The following is a 16,642-nucleotide window of genomic DNA, read 5'->3' as shown; positions in this document are numbered from 1 at the left end:
TCTGCGTGATCGGCGTGGTCGTCGTGCCGGTCTCCGGATCGGTCTCATTCGAGTCCGCCGTCGCCGTGTTCACCACCTGGCCCGCGTCAACGTCCGTCTGCTGCACGGCATAGCTGCCCGTCAGCGTGCAGCTCGCACCCGGCGCCAGCGTCGCGCACGTCGTGCTGTTCGGCGCCGCCAGCAGCGGATCGCTCACCACCACGTTGTTCAGCGTCACCGTACCGCTGTTGGTCGCCACCACGCTGTAGCTGATCGTCGAGCCCAGCGCGTACGGACCCGTCGAGGTCACCGTCTTGGCCACCGTCAGAGCCGAGCTCTGCGTGATCGGCGTGGTCGTCGTGCCGGTCTCCGGATCGGTCTCATTCGAGTCCGCCGTCGCCGTGTTCACCACCTGGCCCGCGTCAACGTCCGTCTGCTGCACGGCATAGCTGCCCGTCAGCGTGCAGCTCGCACCCGGCGCCAGCGTCGCGCACGTCGTGCTGTTCGGCGCCGCCAGCAGCGGATCGCTCACCACCACGTTGTTCAGCGTCACCGTACCGCTGTTGGTCGCCACCACGCTGTAGCTGATCGTCGAGCCCAGCGCGTACGGACCCGTCGAGGTCACCGTCTTGGCCACCGTCAGAGCCGGCGCGGCGGTCGAGGTGACCGTCGCGCTGTCCGGCGGCGAAGTCGTTGTGCTGCCCGTGGGGCTGTTGCCCGAGGCCGTCGCCGTGTTCGTCAGCGAGCCGGCATCGATGTCCTGCTGGGTCACCGTGTAAGTGCCCGTGCACGTCGTGTTCGCGCCAGCCGCGAGGGTATTGACCGGGCAAGTGATCGCCGGTGCGGCACCCGTACCACTGAAGGCGGTCTCGTTGATCTGCAGCGCAGTAACTTCCACGTTGCCGGTGTTGCTCACCAGGAACGAGTACGTCACCACCTGACCCACTGCCGACATCGTCGTTGGCGAGGCCGTCTTGTCCAGCGTCAACGTAGACGTGAACCCAACCGTCGTCGTCACCGACTCCGAGCAGCGCCCCTGCACCGGGCAACCCGGGTCGCCACCACCGGATACCGTGGCGGTATTGATTACCTGGGGTACTGCCGCTCCGGTAGGCGTCACCGGGATCACGAAGCTCGCGACCGCACCCGCCGCCAGTCCAGCGGGGATGGTGCAGGTCACCGTCTGGCCCGACACCGTGCAACCCGACGGCAGACTGCCGATCGTCAGGCCAGCAGGCATCACGTCAGTGATCGTGCTCGCCACGGCCGTTGCCGTCGCGCCGGAATTGTCCACTTCCAGGGTGTAGCTCGCCGGGACACCGAGGGTGAACGTGGCTCCGCTGGCCGACTTGTTCAATTGCAGGTACGGAGACAGCACAACCGTGTTTACGCTGCCGCAGCTGGTGGTCGCACTGTTGACGCAGCCCGAACCCGGCGGCGTCCCCGGGTTACCGGTGCCTGTCGGGTTGGTCGCCGCATAGTTGGTGAATGTGCGGGTGGTGTTGGCGAGACCGCTGGCCGCCGGCGCCGTCACCGTCAGCGTGACCACCGCCGTACCACCAGGCACGATCGGGCCCGGCACGGTGCAGGTCAGCAAAGCGCCCGGCGCGCTGAGGTTGGTGCACGCCGCGCCCGAGGCGGCCGTCGCCTGCATCCCTGCCGGCAACTGGTCCTGCACGATCAGGTTCGTGCCGGTGGAGCGGCTGCCGTTGTTGGTGAGGGTCAGCGTGTACTGGAAGCTGCTACTCGCGACGACCGTCGCCGGGCCCGTCTTGACGATCGAGACATTGGGCGTAGCGGTCGAGGTGACCGTCGCGCTATCCGCCGGTGACGTCGTGGTACCACCCGCCGGGTTGGTACCCGAAGCCGTGGCCGTGTTGGTGACCGAACCGGCATCGATGTCCTGCTGGGTCACCGCATAGGTGCCCGTGCAGGTCGTATTCGCGCCCGCCGCCAGCGTGCTCACCGGACAGGTGATCGCCGGTGCGGCGCCCGTACCACTGAACGCGGTTTCGTTGATCTGCAACGCGTTGATCGCCACGTTGCCGGTGTTGTTCACCAGGAACGAGTACGTCACCACCTGGCCCGCGGCCGTCACCGTCGTCGGCGAGGCCGTCTTGTCCAGCACCAGGGCCGGGGCCGGCTGGAAGGTATTGGTGATGGAACACGTTGCCGACTGGCCATTGACGAGCGTCAACTGGTTGCCCGACAGCGTGCCTGCCGTACAGCTCCAGCTACCGGCTGTGTAGTTTGCGACCGTCGCTTCCGACAGCGTGTACACGCCCGCATTGACCGACGCACTGGTCACTGCGGCGGTGCCGCTCACGCCGGTGATCGTGGTCGGACCGGTTGCCGTCAGCGGGAAGTTGCTGACCGTGGCCGTACCGCCTCCGGTGTTGATCACCGTCTTGACCAGTGTCAGCGTGGAGGCCTGGTCGTTGTTGGTGATCGAGCAGCTCGCGCTCTGGCCGTTGGCCAGCGTCAGCTGGTTGCCGGACAGTGTGCCTGCGGTGCAGCTCCAGGTGCCTGCGGCGTAGCCGGCGGCCGTCACTTCCGACAGCGTGTACACGCCTGCATTGACCGACGCGTTGGTCACTGCGGCGGTGCCGCTCACGCCGGTGATCGTGGTCGGGCCCGTCGCCGTCAGCGGGAAGTTGCTGACGGTCGCCGTGCCGCCGTTGTCATTGATGACGGTCTTGACCAGCGTCAGCGTCGCGGCCTGGTCGTTGTTGGTGATCGAGCAGCTCGCGCTCTGGCCATTGGCCAACGTGAGCTGGTTGCCGGACAGCGTGCCTGCGGTGCAGCTCCAGGTGCCTGCGGCGTAGCCCGCCGCCGTCACTTCCGACAGCGTGTAGACGCCCGCATTGACCGTAGCGTTGGTCACTGCAGCCGTGCCGCTCACGCCGGTGATCGTGGTCGGGCCGGTTGCCGTCAGCGGGAAGTTGCTGACGGTGGCCGTACCGCCGTTGTCGTTGATAACCGTCTTGACCAGCGTCAGCGTCGCCGCCTGGTCATTGTTGGTGATGGTGCAGGTGGCGACATCGCCGCCCACCAGGCTAATCGTGTTGGCGGCGACGGCCGCACCACCGTTCTTGACGCAGTTCCACGTGCTGGCCGCGTATCCGGCGGGGCCGCCGGACTCCGTCAATGCATACGAGCCTGCCTGCACTGCCGCGGACGTGACGGCGGCGGTACCCGTCGCTCCTGAAATCGTGGTGGCGGGGCCTGTCGCCGTGAGCGTCCAGGCCGTCGCGACGGCCGTGCCGCCGTTGTCGTTTACCACCTGCTTGACCAGCGTCAGGCGGGGCAGCGCCTGGACCGCCACCGTCACGCTGGACGTGTTGTTGGCCGTATTGGAATCGACGATCCCGGTCGGCAGCGTGACATTTGCCGTGTTGGTGACCTGGGTCTGCGCCAGCACCGGTGTCGCGAACGCGCCATGGAGAGCCAGTGCTCCGAGTACAAGGAGGGAGCGGCTCTTCTGGGCCAAACGACGGAAGTGAGTGGAGACGTACACGGTGGTCCCTTACGCTGGATCGGGAGAAAAGCCAGCCGGGACTGCCTCCCCCAAGGCTGTCTTGAAGTCGCATTACCCCTCGGCGGCCTGATTGGCCTGCCTGAATGGGCATACGTCACAAATCGCGCTTCGCTCTGTAGAGCGGACATCTCTCACAATGAAGTGAGATGTCTATTACACATTTACTTTAAATTAACGTCAACTCATTGACGTCAATAGGTAAGCGCGTGAACTTCATCACAGAAGCACATCAAGGCGGCGTCAGGATGTCGCCGCGGCCGACCAAAGGTTCGTCCTGACGGATCAGCGGCGAGGGATTTGCGCGGAAACGACGGCTACCCCGCCCATCCAGGCGAGGACAGGCAGGGTCAGAGATAGGCGGGAAAGGCCGGTCTTGCCGGCCGGAAGTCAGTCGCTCTGAAGCTCGGCGACGAAGTCGTAGGCGTCGCCGCGGTAGTACGAACGAGTGGACTCGACCACCCGGCCGTCTTCGAGGAAGGCGCGGCGCTCCACCAGCAGGCCCGGGGCGCCGACGGGCAGTTCCAGATGGCGGGCTGCCTCCTCATCTAGAGCAACGGCGCGCAGGCGCTGGAGGGCCCGGCGAGGCCGATGGCCATAGGCATCCAGCGCCTCGTACAGCGAGGTCGTCACGCTGTCGGGGTCCGGCAGCAGGGCGTAGGGCACCAGCGTGCGCTCGATGGCGATCGGCGATCCGTCCACATGCCGCAACCGGTACATGCGCACCACGCCACTGCCCGGCGACAGGTTCAGGGCCATCGATTCTTCCGGCGTCACTTCGCCGACGGAGCGCTCCAGGAACTTCACCTGCGGATTCAAGCCGCGCTCGCGCAGGTCGTCGGTGAAGCTGGTCAGGCGCGAGAACTGGCGCAGGATCCGCTCGGCTACGAACGTGCCCGCACCCTGCCGCTGCACGAGCAGACCACTTTCGATCAGGCCGGCCAGCGCCTTGCGAATGGTCACCCGCGACAGGTCCAGCAACTGGGCCAGGTCGCGCTCGCTCGGCAGCGCCTGCCCGGGCCGCAACACGCCGGCATCCATCAGGTTCTGCAGCGCGCGACGCAGGCGCAGGTAAGCCACGGCCCGGGTGGACTCACCGGTCTGCAGCCGCTGGTATTCCTCGAGCAGGTTCGTTTGCATGCGAATCAAGATACCAGTGACGTACCAATACCGCAACAATCCTTTTACAAAGCGGACCTGTTGGCATCCCGTGGTACCGCGGTGGTATTGTTGCCTCTCACTTCAGCTGCACCGAGACGCCCGTGACCGCGAAGACCCTGCCCGTCGACACTTTCGATCTCGTCATCTTCGGCGGCACTGGCGACCTGGCGCTGCGCAAGCTGCTGCCCGGCCTGCTGCGTCGCTACGCCGACGGCCAGATCCCCGAGGACAGCCGCATCATCGGCGTCGCCCGCGACAAGCAGGGCGATGCCGAATACCAGACCAAGGTCGGCGAAGCGCTGGCCCGCATCGCCGCCAGCGATGAAACCCTCAAGGCCAAGCTGCCCGCCTTCCTGCAGAAGCTCGGCTATCTGGCGCTGGATGCCACCAAGGACGAAGGCTGGGACGAGTTCGCCAGCCGCCTGCAGTCCACGGGCGACCGCATCCGCGTCTTCTACCTGTCCACCAGCCCGACCCTGTTCGTGGCCATCTGCGACCGCCTGCGCGCGCACGGCCTGAACACTGGCAACGCCCGCGTGGTCATCGAGAAGCCGATCGGCCACGACTCGGCCAGCGCCGCGGTCATCAACGACGCCGTCGGCAGCGCGTTCGCGGAAAACCAGATCTTCCGCATCGACCATTACCTGGGCAAAGAGACCGTCCAGAACCTGCTGGCCCTGCGCTTCGCCAACATCCTGTTCGAGCCGCTGTGGAATGCCAGCCGCATCGACCACGTGCAGATCACCGTGGCCGAAACCGTCGGCCTGGAGAAGCGCGCCGGCTATTACGACACCTCCGGCGCGCTGCGCGACATGGTGCAGAACCACCTGCTGCAGTTGCTGTGCATGGTGGCGATGGAACCGCCGGCCGCGCTGCAGGCCGATGCCGTGCGCGACGAGAAGCTCAAGGTGCTGCGCTCGCTCAAGCCGATGCGCGGCGAAGACGTGGGCCACCTGTCCGTGCGCGGCCAGTACCGCGCCGGCGCCAGCAGCGGTGCCGCCGTGCCGGGTTACCTGGAAGAACTCGGCAAGCCCGATTCGCGTACCGAGACCTTCGTGGCGCTGAAGGCCGAAGTGGACAACTGGCGCTGGGCCGGCGTGCCGTTCTACCTGCGCACCGGCAAGCGCCTTTCGGAGCGCGTGTCCGAGATCGTCATCGCCTTCAAGCAGATCCCGCACTCCATCTTCGAGGACAGCGCCGGCCCGGTGATGGGCAACAAGCTGGTGCTGCGCCTGCAGCCGGACGAAGGCGTCAAGCTGTGGCTGATGATCAAGGACCCCGGTCCGGGTGGCCTGCGCCTGCAGCACGTGCCGCTGGACATGAGCTTCGCCGAGGCCTTCGGCGTGCACCAGCCGGAAGCCTACGAGCGCCTGCTGATGGATGTGGTGCGCGGCAACCAGACGCTCTTCATGCGCCGCGACGAAGTGGAAGCCGCGTGGGCGTGGATCGACCCGATCCTCGCCGCGTGGGAGACCCAGCGCGACGCGCCCAAGCCCTACACCGCCGGCTCGTGGGGCCCCAGTGCCGCGGTGGCCCTGGTCGAACGCGACGGCCGCACCTGGCACGAAGACACCGTCTGACGCACCCGGCCCCGCGTTCGCGGGGCCTTCTTTCCGGCGCACCGCCGGCCTGTCTTCCCCCGGGAAGCCCCCACTCCCGAGACCCGCAATGCCCCCCACCGATCTCTCGCTGCAGATCCAGCTGCACCCGTTCCCCGACGGCGACGCCGTCGCCTCCGCCCTGGCCCAGGCGGTCGCCGACGACCTGCGCACGGCGCTGACCCTGCGCGGCCACGCCAGCGTGGCGCTGTCCGGAGGCACCACGCCGCGCCGCTTCCTGCAGGCCCTGTCTAAGCAGCCGCTGGACTGGGCGAACGTCACCGTGACCCTGGTCGACGAGCGCTGGGTGCCCGACGACCACGACCGCTCCAACGCACGCCTGGTCAGCGAACACCTGCTGCAGCACGAAGCCGCCGCTGCCCGCTTCGTTCCCCTCTACCGCCCCACCACCACGCCGGACGACGCCCTGGCCGACGTCGCCGCCGCGCTGCCGGCAACCCTGGATGTCGCAGTGCTGGGCATGGGCGGCGACGGGCACACCGCGTCGTTCTTCCCCGGCGGCGACCGCCTGGCCGACGCGATGGACCCGGTCACGACCGCGACCGTGCTGCCGATGCGCGCCCCCGGTGCCGGCGAACCCCGCATCACCCTGACCCTGCCCGTCCTGCGCGATGCCGGCCAGCTGTACCTGCATATCGAAGGCGGCGAGAAGCGGCAGGTGCTCCAGCAGGCCCTGTCGGGCCATGGTCCGGGTGCGCAGTACCCGATGCACCAGGTGCTGCAGGCCCTGCGCGCGCCGCTGCAGGTCTACCTGACCGCCTGAGCCGAGGCCGCCGGTGTTGAGGCAAAGCCGGCCGCCCTGCTTATAATGTGGTCTTGTCCGCGGCACCCCGGTGCGCGCCGACCCCCGTTTTCGTAGCCATGCGCGGCCAGCGGCCGTGCTGCCAAAGGTGGAAAGTGCGTAACTACGACCTCGAATTCCTCAAGCATTTCTCGATGGTGATCGGCTTCCTGATGCTGGTCACCGCGGGCCTGATCGTCGGCGCGTACTTCCTGCACGACAGCATCCCGCCGGAAGTGAACCCGAAGGCCGTGCAGATCACCGAGGCGCGCATCGCGCCGGCCGGTTCGGTCTATGCCGGTGAAACCGGTGCCGCCGCGCAGGCCGCTGCAGCGGCCGCCGCCGCTGCCGCCGCTGCGTCCCAGGTCGCCTACGGCGGCACGCTGGATGGCGGCGAGATCTACAAGAACCTCTGCGGCGCCTGCCACACCAACGGCGTGGGCAAGGCCCCGATGCTGACCGCCGCCGGCATGGGCGCACGCGCCAGCAAGGGCGTGGACACGCTGTACAAGCACGCCATCGAAGGCTTCACCGGTCCGGACGGCGGCATCATGCCCCCGAAGGGCGGCAACCCGGCCATCACCGACGAGCAGATCCACGCCACCGTCGACTGGATGCTGGCCAACAGCAAGTAAGGCGCACCGCCTTCCAGAAAACGCCGCCTCCGGGCGGCGTTTTCGTTTGTGTCGCCCAGCAGCGCTGCCAGAGATATCCCTTCTCCCCCGCCACGGGGGAGAAGGTGGCCGAAGGCCGGATGAGGGGGCGAACGAAGTCCGCATCCAACGATCCAAGGCCACCTCTCCACACTCGACCTGTCGCGACAACGCTCGTTCCATGGCGCCGTCGCCCCTCACCCGCCCTCCGGGCACCCTCTCCCCGCAGGCGGGGCGAGGGGAAGCACGTGGCCGCCACATCTCCCGTCACCCAATCCGTTTACCCTTGCCGCCTCGCTTCAACGGTCGCCTCACGATGACGTCCCCCCACTCGCTGCTCACCCTCGCCCTGCTCGCCTCCCTCGCCCTGCCCGCCTGCGCGGCGGCGCCGAAGGAGCGCGTCATTCCCATCGGCCACGTGCAGGGCGAAGGCGAACGCAGCGCGCTCGACGGCCAGACCGTCACCATCGAAGGTGTCGTCACCGGTGCCTTCCTCGAAGGCCTCGGCGGCTTCTTCGTGCAGGACAGCGGCGACGGCAATCCGAAGACCTCCGATGCCCTCTTCGTCGCTCTGGAAGAAGGCGCGCCGCCGCCTTCGGTCACCGCAGGCGACCGCGTCCGCGTGCGCGGCATCGTCGGCGAGCGCAAGGCCGGCGGCGACGGCACGCTGACCGCGCTGCATGCGCCGGTGATCCAGCCGCGCGGCAAAGGCGACGTTGCACCCGCCGTGCTGGCCTCGCAGCCCAGCGACTGGGAACGCTACGAGGGCATGCTGGTACGCATCGACGCCCCGCTCACACTCAGCGGCACCCACACGCTGGAGCGCTTCGGCGAACTGATCGCCAGCTTCGACGGCCGCCTGTGGCAGCCCAGCGAACGCGCCACGCCCGGCAGCGCGGAAGCCAAACAACTGGCTGCCAACAACGCACGCCGCACCCTGCTGCTGGACGACGGCAGCAGCCAGCGCGATCCCGCCACCGTCTGGTACGTGAAGGGCGGCCAGCCGCTGCGCACCGGCACCGTGCTGACCGGCGTGCAGGGCATCGTCGAACAGCGCCTCGGCGGCTGGCGCCTGCAGCTCACCGCAGCGCCGACCATCGCCGCGCCGCAGCGCCCGGCCGCGCCGCAGGTCGCCGGCAACGTGCGCGTCGCCGCGTTCAATCTGGAAAACCTGTTCAACGGCGACGGCAAGGGCGGCGGCTTCCCCACCGAGCGCGGTGCGAAGACGCCGGAACAGCTGAAAGCCCAGGTGGCCAAGCTCACCGCCGCGATCCGCGGCCTGAACCCCGACATCGCCGCGCTGATGGAACTGGAGAACGACGGCTACGGCGCCGACTCCAGCCTGGCGCAGCTGGTCGCCGCATTGAACGCCGGTGGCGGCACGTGGCGCTTCGTCGACGCGAAGCAAGGCCCCGGCCCGGACACCATCCGCGTCGGCCTCATCTACCGCAGCGACAAGGTGAAGCCGACCGGCAAGCCCGCCACGCTGGAGGAAGGCCCGTTCGGCGAACGCAGCCGCAGCCCGCTGGCGCAGGCGTTCGTGCGCGGCAATGGCCAGCCGTTCGTCGTGGTCGCCAACCACCTGAAATCGAAGGGCTGCTCCGAAGCGACCGGACTCGACACCGACCAGAAGGACGGCGCCGGCTGCTGGAACGCGCTGCGGCTGGATTCGTCCAAACGCCTGGACGCCTGGCTGAAGACCGACCCCACCCGCACGCGCGGCGACCGCGTGGTGATGCTGGGCGACTTCAACGCCTACGCGATGGAAGACCCGGTGCGCTGGCTGCGCGACGACGCCGGCTGGATCGACGCGTTCACGCAGGCCGGCGTCGAACAGCCCTACAGCTACGTCTACAACGGCCTGACCGGCCGCCTCGACCACGCCCTGCTCAGCCCGTCACTGGCGAAGCAGCTGCGCGGCGCCGCCGAATGGCACATCAACGCCGACGAACAGGACGCGCAGGGTTACGCCGATGGCGACGCCAGCGTGCCCTTCCGCAGCTCCGACCACGACCCGCTGCTGCTGGGCTTCGACCTGTAACGCAGCGCCGACGACGGGTGCGGTGTTCCCTCACCCGTCCTGCAGGGCCGCATCAAGGCTCGGAAGTCCGCTGGTGAAGCTTTTTTCTTCGACGTCGAAGCACTTAAGTGCCATGACGAGGCATTGAAGTGAGTCGACGAAGCTTCAAGGTGAGATGCCGCACCACGGAGGTGCGGACCTCGATGCTTTTTTGTTCGATGACGAAGCATTGAGGTGAGATGACGAGGCTTTTCTGTTCCATGACGAACAAAAATGCCTCGCTCACGAAGCTTCTTTCTTCGGCGTCGAAGAAAAAAGCTTCGCCAGGGAAGAAAAGAACCTCGACGGCCTTACTGTCGGGGTGCCGGTCCCGCCTCGAAGCGCGCCGCGACCGGTGAAAAATACGCCAGCGCCAGGCAGGCGCCCCAGAGCAGGTTCGATGCATCGGTCAGCATCGATTCCAGCGGCGACGACAGCGTGGGACCCGTCAGCAGATACAGGGGGAAGGCGAGCACGGTGAGGGCCAGCGACAGGGCGCGGCCCCAGCGCATCAACAGAAAGAGGCCCACGTACCCCGCGATCATGAGCGCCAGCGCCACGCCCCCCACCCCGACCATCAGCCCTTCGTGTTCGAACAACCACGGCGGCGGCTCGCTGGCATAGGCATCGGCCAGCGCCTGCGAGTAACCGTCGGGCAGGAAGACCGTCGCGATCGTCGCGAGGGAGAGGATCACGGAAGCGGTCAGGAACAGGCGGAAGCGCGCGATCGTCATGGGCGAAGGTGTCGGCAGGGAAAGGGACGGACGTCAGGCATCGATCTTGTCCACCAGCGCCTGCAGCTTCTGCACGGTGCCCCAGTTGCGGGTGGTGGCCGCCTTGCCTGCCTTGCCCACCAGCGCTTCCCCTGCCTTGCTCTCAAGAATGCCACTGGCGCAGTGCAGGTACGCGGCGTGCGCGCCGACATGGAACTGTTCGGGCGGTGTCACCAGCGGCGCAATGCTGGAGACAGCGGACAGCGCGGTGGCGTCCGGCACGAAGGCGATCAGCAGGCGCGAAGGATCCGGGGCCGTCTTCGCGAAGGGATTTTCTTTCGCGATCAGCGCGAAGTCCTTCGCCGACACCACGATGACGGGCACCTCGATGCCCAGTTGCGCCGCGATGGCGGCCGAGATGTCGGCAGCGAGCTTCTTCGGCGTTCCCTTGCCGGCCTTGAAGACGACATTGCCGCTGTTGAGCAGCGTGGCGACATCGGTGTAGCCGAGGCTTTCCAGCAACGCGCGCAGGTCGGCCATCGCAATGCGCTTGGCCTTGCCGACGTTGATGCCGCGGAGAAGGGCTACGAAGATGGGCACATCGTCACCTGGCATGGGATGGGAACGGGTCGGACAGCGGATGGGACAATGGCATACGGCGCGCAGGCGGCATCAAGCACCCAGCACATACACCCTGGCGCCTTTGGATGCGAACGACACTCTGTGGTTCGATAGATTCCTCATGAAATCCACCGCAGAAATGTCGACTTCGGCTCGCGGCGATGTCCCCAGCGATTCAATGCACACGCTGTAGATCTTGCTTCCACGCCGGGTTCGTTCGAGAGCACTCACGAACCTGCCTAGCGCTTCGCGCGAGGCTCTGCTTAGTTCATCCTCTGGGGTTCCGATGTCCAGAAGGTCCCAACCACAACCACATCCCGTGTGTGGCGCGAGGTAGTAGACATACTTGGACCCCAGCGTAGAGCGAACAGTCTTTGCTTCGGGTGACCCCGATGGCACGAGAGTGACCGAAAAGGCCTCCGTTCGGGCCTCATCGAGCTGCTTGTCCACGCCGACATAGAGCTGCGAGCAGTTCACGAGCTCATTCCACCGGCGCAAAGCGGCGCACGGTGTGCCCGTCCACCACCACGTCCTCGCAGAACATCGCGAACGGCCGCACCCACAGGCCGCCTTCGCCGTACAGCGCGCGGTACACCACCACCGGCTCCAGCGTTTCGCTGTGCCGCGCCACCGCGACGACTTCGTAATCGTTGCCCTTGTAGTGGCGATAGAGGCCGGTGGCGAGTTCGGGAAGGGCGGGCAGTGTGGCCATGGTTATGATCTCTTCAGTGCGTAAGGCGGGGCGTGGACCACCGTCGCGGTCATTGTCCATCAACCGGAAGATTGCCGGGACTCCAGCCGGAGATAGGCTCCCAGGATCTCGTCGCGCAGTCCGACCGGCATCCGCTGATAGTCGTCCGCCCGATCCTGGAACTTGTCCAACGGATCGAACGTGTCGTCGTAGCCGCTCTGGACGGCCTGCAACAGCAACATCGTGCAGAAGAAGAACTCCCGCTCGTGCCCGGGCTGCAGCTGATGCGCACCCAGCGCGATCACCTCGTGCGGATACCAGGACTGATCGCGCGTCAGATCGCCGTCCTGCTCGAAGATCAGCTCGCGCAGCGCATCCCGATGGCGGTCGGAGCCCTCGCCGTAGTCCAGCCCGGCGATGAAGGCGAGCTCCTGCTCGGTGATCGTCTTCAGCAAGGGAGTGATGAGGGGCATGGGACGCCGCTGTTCGTAGGATGGGTGGAGCCGTAGGCGGCTTTCAACGGCGAAGCCGGTCTACCCATCCTACGTGCTCAGCCCTGACTCAACACCACCGGCACGATGTCGCCCAGGATGTGCGCGAAGACCACCGGCCACAGGCGTCCGGTGCGCACATAGAACGCGGTCAGCACCAGCCCGAACGCGAGCACCGACACGGCGCCCACCGGTCCCTGGTACGTGTGGTACAGCAAGCGCACGAGCAGCGAGAGCCCCGCCGCGAACAGCACGCCGTGGCCCTTGAGTCCGCGCACCAGCACGCCCAGCAGGAAGACCTCTTCGAATGTCCCGTTGACGATCGCGAAGGCGACGGTCGAGGTGAGGGAGACGCCCTCGAACGAGAACGCCACCATGGGCGCCGAGCCGTCGTCCGCAACGAGGGGCCCGGTAGCCAGCAACGCCAGCGCCACCGCAACGACGTAGATGGCCGCGCCCTGCAACGCGCCGATCCAGTCCGGGCGCGGATACAGCGGGCGCAGATCGAAACGACGGGCCCGCAGGTAAAGCAGTGCGCAGACGGCGAGGACCAGTTCGGTCAGGATGCCGTAGATGTTGCTGGCATCGGAGAACTCGGCATCGGGGTAACCCGCCAGCATGGCCTGGGTGGAGGTCGCGATGAACAGGCCGAAGCAGATCGTGGAGACGATGAAGGCATCCATCAACGACAGGTCGGATGCCGGTGTCCGTGTCTGCTCCATGTGATCGAGTTCCTTCCCTGGTGAGTCGAGTGTTACCGGCGTCGTAGTACGGTTTATGCGCCCCTCAGTGCGAGGCTCTGCACACGACGTTCGCCAAGCTGCAAACTGTTTTCAACGGCGGACTTGGTCTACACATTGCGCGAGCTCGTTACATCACGACGATGGGTATCGCTCCGCTCAACCCATCCTACGTGCTAGCAGCTTCTGGTCATGCGCAATGAAGGAATGTGTACGTCTGGAATTGCGCAGATAGTCTGCATTGCACGAGCGTCGGGAGCTGGGAGCTTGGTTCTATCAATGAAAAGACGACGCAGTCCATTCTTACCTTCAAGGAATCGCCAACTACTGATTTCCGCACACGAATCTATCATCAGCTCTTCCACATCTTCCGGGATGGAGTCATAGTCAAAATGGTCTCTACCCACGAATGAGATATCAAGCTTCTTTACAGACTCGATCCTCGGTATCGATGAAACATCTCTAGCTCGACTAATCATTAGCGCATCAAGAGTCGCCACTTGGTGACCAAGATCAACCACGCTTCGCGCGTACCGGACAAAATCGCAAATCCTAACCCCTGAAGGAAGTTCTATACCTTCTCCCTCATCGCTTCCTGTAACACCAAAGAACCGGACCTTCCTTAGGGAATGAAGGGCATGCAACCCGGCCGGAAAGCTATTCCAGTGGTAGATAAGGTGCTCGATTCTGTTGAATGATCGAAGGTCAAGGTCGACCTTGATGTCAGCGACCCCCAGCATGAGTGCATTCTTCAGGATCCCCGTATCGACGCTCTTGAATGACTTGTCAACGTTGGAGAACAGGAATCTGTCGAGTGTTCTGACTTTCTCAAGGAAGCTCCATTCAACGACCTCTTTACCACTGACGAATACGCCATCACACCTTCCTTCTTGATTGAGCGCGAGGGCCATCTCGGCTGCCTCAGCCTCTCTTCCCGGAAGAACTTGAACCAAGAGCTCATCATGGCAGCGAAAATCATCGATTCGTTGAACCTTCTTTTCCATCAGCGACCTCTTATCTTTCTCCCTGGGACACGCTGACCCTGCACCGCTGCGATGTTGGGGTTCACTCCGTTCACCCCAACCTATGACAGCCTGCGCGCGCCTCCCTCAATACCCCGCCGCCTGCCCATCCTTGCGGCTCTCGCTGGCACCGTAGTACACGCCGCTTTCCGGATCGCGCTGGATGGCCTGGTAGCCGCCATACGGGCCTAGTGCCCATTCGACGTGGTGGCCCTTGTCCATCAACGCGCGCACGGTTTCGTAGGGGAAGCCCGATTCCAGCTGCACCACGCCGCCGTCGCTCATGACGGTGGCGCTGCCGACCGGCTCGGTGGAGCCGTCGTGCTGCACGCGCGGCGCGTCGCCGGCCTCCTGCAACGTCATGCCGAAATCCACCAGGTTCATCACGATCTGCACGTGGCCCTGCGGCTGCATCGCACCGCCCATCACGCCAAAGCTGACCCACGGCTTGCCATCCTTCGTGATGAAGGCCGGGATGATGGTCTGGAACGGGCGTTTGCCCGGCGCGTAGCAGTTGGGATGCGGCGTGGCGCCGTCGCAGTCCTTCAGCACGAACATCTCGCCGCGGTCCTGCAGGATGAAGCCCAGGCCGGTCGGCGTCATGCCGCTGCCCATGCCGCGATAGTTGGACTGGATCAGCGAGACCATCATGCCGTCCTTGTCGGCGACGGTCATGTAGATGGTGTCGCCCTCTTCCAGTTCCTTCGGCGTGCCCGGCTGCACTTCGCGCAGCACCTTGTCGGGCGAGATCAGCTTCGCGCGTTCGCGCGCGTAGGGCTTTGAGATCATGCGCGCGACCGGCAGCGGCTGGAACGCAGGATCGGCGTACCAGCGCGCGCGGTCGGCAAAGGCCAGCTTCTTGGCTTCGACCAGCAAGTGCACGTGCTCGGGACTGCCGAACGGAATCCGGCTGAAGTCGTAGCCTTCCAGCACGTTGAGCATCTGCAGCGCGGCGATGCCCTGCCCGTTCGGCGGCAGTTCCCACACGTCGTAGCCACGGTAGTTGGTGCTGACCGGCGTGACCCATTCGCCGTGGTGCGCGGCCATGTCTTCGTACGACAGGAAGCCGCCATTCGCCTTGAAGTAGGCGTCGATGGTGCGCGCGATGTCGCCGGTGTAGAACGCGTCGCGACCACCGTCGGCGATCTTCTGCAGCGTGTCGGCCAGATAGGGGTTCTTCCACATCTCGCCGGTGCGCGGCGCGCGGCCATCGATCGTGAATTGCTCGGTGAAGCCGGGGAACTTCGACAGACGCGGCACCGAGCGCTGCCAGTAGTACGCGATCGTCTGGTGGACCGGGTGGCCCTCGCGCGCGTAACGGATGGTCGGCGCCAGCACCTCGCGCATCGGCAGCTTGCCGAAGCGCTCGTGCAGCGCGAACCAGCCGTCGACGGCGCCGGGCACGCTGACCGGCAGCGGCCCGTGCGCGGGAATGTCGGTGATGCCCTGCTGTTTGAAGTGGTCGAGCGTCAGCGACTTCGGCGAACGGCCGGAACCGTTGTAGCCGTGCAGCTTCTTCGTCTTCGGGTCCCAGACGATGGCGAACAGGTCGCCGCCGATGCCGTTGCCGGTGGGTTCCATCAGGCCGAGCGCCGCGTTGGCGGCGATGGCGGCGTCCATCGCGGTGCCGCCCTGCTTCATCACGTCCAGCGCGATCTGCGTCGCCAACGGATGCGAGGTGGCCGCCATCGCGTGCGGCGCGATGACATCGGAGCGGGTGGCGAAGGCGCGACCGGTGATGCGGTCGGCGGCGGAAGCGGGAATACCGGCGGCGGCGGTCAACGCCGTCGCCAGGCACAGCGAAGCAAGGGTGCGCATCGTGGACGGAGGATGGCGCGCGGTGCGCGCCTTCATCCGCCGATCTTACGCGTTACGGCCAGGCCGGCGGATTGGCTTGCCAAGCGCCGAGGATCTCGGCCAGCGTGTCGCGGTCTTCTTCTCGCCACGCCGGCAACAGGGTGGCGTAGTTGCGCGCGTCGGTCCACAGCATCGGCTCAGTGCGCACGGCGGCTCCGTACCACTGCACGGCCTCTTCCTTGCGGTCCAGCTTCCATAGCGCCAACGCCAGCGTGGGGGGCGCCCAGGAAGCGCCACCCACGGCACCGACCAGCGATGACCACTGGTCCAGCGCGGCCTGGTGCTCACCCTGGCGATACAGGTCCCAGCCATAGTTCCAGCGGATCGAGCGCCAGGTGCTGCTGCCGTTCTGCGCCGTGGACAGCGCCTGCTGGTAGAGCTGGTCGCCCAAGTCGGCGCGTCCACCCGCGTAGGCGACATGCGCGAGTTGCGCGGTGGCCTCCAGGGTTTTGCGGCCGCGCTCGCGCGCCTTCATCAACTGGTCGACCAGCGCGTCCCCCTCGACGCCCGAGATCGCCACGACCGGGACCGCAGCGCGGTCTTCGTCGAAATAGAATTCCTTCGGCTTCGGCACTGTCTGTGCCTGCACGGAAAAAGCCGCCGATGCCAGCACGATGGCCAGCAGTGTGGACTTGCCTGCTTTCACTACGTTTCCCCCGGACTACAACAGCCCCCCGGCGCATCCTAACCGCTGCAACGCACAACGATGGAGTGATGGGC

The 16,642-nt window shown here is 66.0% G+C and carries 14 protein-coding genes; 4 read left to right on the top strand and 10 right to left on the bottom strand.

Annotation, left to right across the window (positions count from 1 at the left end; all coding sequences use genetic code 11):
- Together IB225_RS17060 and IB225_RS17055 are read right to left on the bottom strand one after the other, a co-directional pair.
- Positions 1–3,496: DUF11 domain-containing protein (locus tag IB225_RS17060; RefSeq protein ID WP_192312791.1), on the bottom strand; the 3,496-nt coding region annotated here is incomplete at its 3' end.
- Between the two features lie 408 nt (positions 3,497–3,904).
- A complete protein-coding gene (locus tag IB225_RS17055) occupies positions 3,905–4,654 on the bottom strand; it encodes a GntR family transcriptional regulator (protein ID WP_162338810.1) in 750 nt (249 codons plus the stop codon).
- A gap of 122 nt (positions 4,655–4,776) precedes the next feature.
- Between IB225_RS17055 and zwf the strand changes: the two genes are divergently transcribed.
- From zwf to IB225_RS17035, 4 genes are all read left to right on the top strand, one after another.
- A complete protein-coding gene (gene zwf, locus IB225_RS17050; RefSeq protein ID WP_192312788.1) occupies positions 4,777–6,255 on the top strand; it encodes a glucose-6-phosphate dehydrogenase in 1,479 nt (492 codons plus the stop codon).
- A gap of 88 nt (positions 6,256–6,343) precedes the next feature.
- Positions 6,344–7,057, top strand: a complete 714-nt coding sequence (gene pgl / locus IB225_RS17045; protein WP_192312785.1) for a 6-phosphogluconolactonase — start codon at positions 6,344–6,346, stop codon at positions 7,055–7,057.
- Between the two features lie 134 nt (positions 7,058–7,191).
- The gene (locus IB225_RS17040; RefSeq protein WP_192312782.1) at positions 7,192–7,710 is read left to right on the top strand and encodes a c-type cytochrome; all 519 of its coding nucleotides are present in this window, start codon (positions 7,192–7,194) and stop codon (positions 7,708–7,710) included.
- 334 nt (positions 7,711–8,044) lie between these two features.
- Positions 8,045–9,769, top strand: coding sequence for an ExeM/NucH family extracellular endonuclease (locus tag IB225_RS17035; protein ID WP_192312779.1), 1,725 nt, complete (start codon positions 8,045–8,047; stop codon positions 9,767–9,769).
- Positions 9,770–10,098: 329 nt separating this feature from the next.
- On the opposite strand, the gene IB225_RS17030 is transcribed toward IB225_RS17035, so the two are convergent.
- From IB225_RS17030 to IB225_RS16995, 8 genes are all read right to left on the bottom strand, one after another.
- Positions 10,099–10,521, bottom strand: coding sequence for a hypothetical protein (locus tag IB225_RS17030; protein ID WP_192312774.1), 423 nt, complete (start codon positions 10,519–10,521; stop codon positions 10,099–10,101).
- 33 nt (positions 10,522–10,554) lie between these two features.
- Positions 10,555–11,100 (bottom strand): DUF1697 domain-containing protein, encoded by a 546-nt coding sequence (locus IB225_RS17025; protein WP_192312771.1) that lies wholly within the window; start codon positions 11,098–11,100, stop codon positions 10,555–10,557.
- A 502-nt stretch (positions 11,101–11,602) separates the two neighbouring features.
- The gene (locus tag IB225_RS17020; protein WP_192312769.1) at positions 11,603–11,833 is read right to left on the bottom strand and encodes a DUF1653 domain-containing protein; all 231 of its coding nucleotides are present in this window, start codon (positions 11,831–11,833) and stop codon (positions 11,603–11,605) included.
- Between the two features lie 59 nt (positions 11,834–11,892).
- A complete protein-coding gene (locus IB225_RS17015; RefSeq protein WP_192312767.1) occupies positions 11,893–12,285 on the bottom strand; it encodes a hypothetical protein in 393 nt (130 codons plus the stop codon).
- A 77-nt stretch (positions 12,286–12,362) separates the two neighbouring features.
- Complete coding sequence (locus IB225_RS17010; protein ID WP_192312765.1) at positions 12,363–13,025, bottom strand: type II CAAX endopeptidase family protein; 663 nt, start codon at positions 13,023–13,025, stop codon at positions 12,363–12,365.
- 194 nt (positions 13,026–13,219) lie between these two features.
- Positions 13,220–14,047 carry a hypothetical protein gene (locus IB225_RS17005; protein WP_192312763.1) on the bottom strand — a complete coding sequence of 276 codons (828 nt, stop codon included), beginning with the start codon at positions 14,045–14,047 and terminating at the stop codon, positions 13,220–13,222.
- 105 nt (positions 14,048–14,152) lie between these two features.
- Positions 14,153–15,919: a gamma-glutamyltransferase gene (gene ggt, locus IB225_RS17000; protein WP_225583931.1), complete on the bottom strand. Its 1,767-nt coding sequence runs from the start codon at positions 15,917–15,919 to the stop codon at positions 14,153–14,155.
- A gap of 16 nt (positions 15,920–15,935) precedes the next feature.
- Positions 15,936–16,568 (bottom strand): tetratricopeptide repeat protein, encoded by a 633-nt coding sequence (locus IB225_RS16995; RefSeq protein WP_345776639.1) that lies wholly within the window; start codon positions 16,566–16,568, stop codon positions 15,936–15,938.
- Positions 16,569–16,642: the final 74 nt, after the last annotated feature.

The organism is Pseudoxanthomonas sp. PXM02 (genome assembly GCF_014851805.1).
In the GTDB taxonomy this organism is placed as follows: domain Bacteria; phylum Pseudomonadota; class Gammaproteobacteria; order Xanthomonadales; family Xanthomonadaceae; genus Pseudoxanthomonas_A.
Note: the sequence above shows the minus strand (reverse complement) of the source record. Positions and strands in the feature narration are given on the sequence as shown.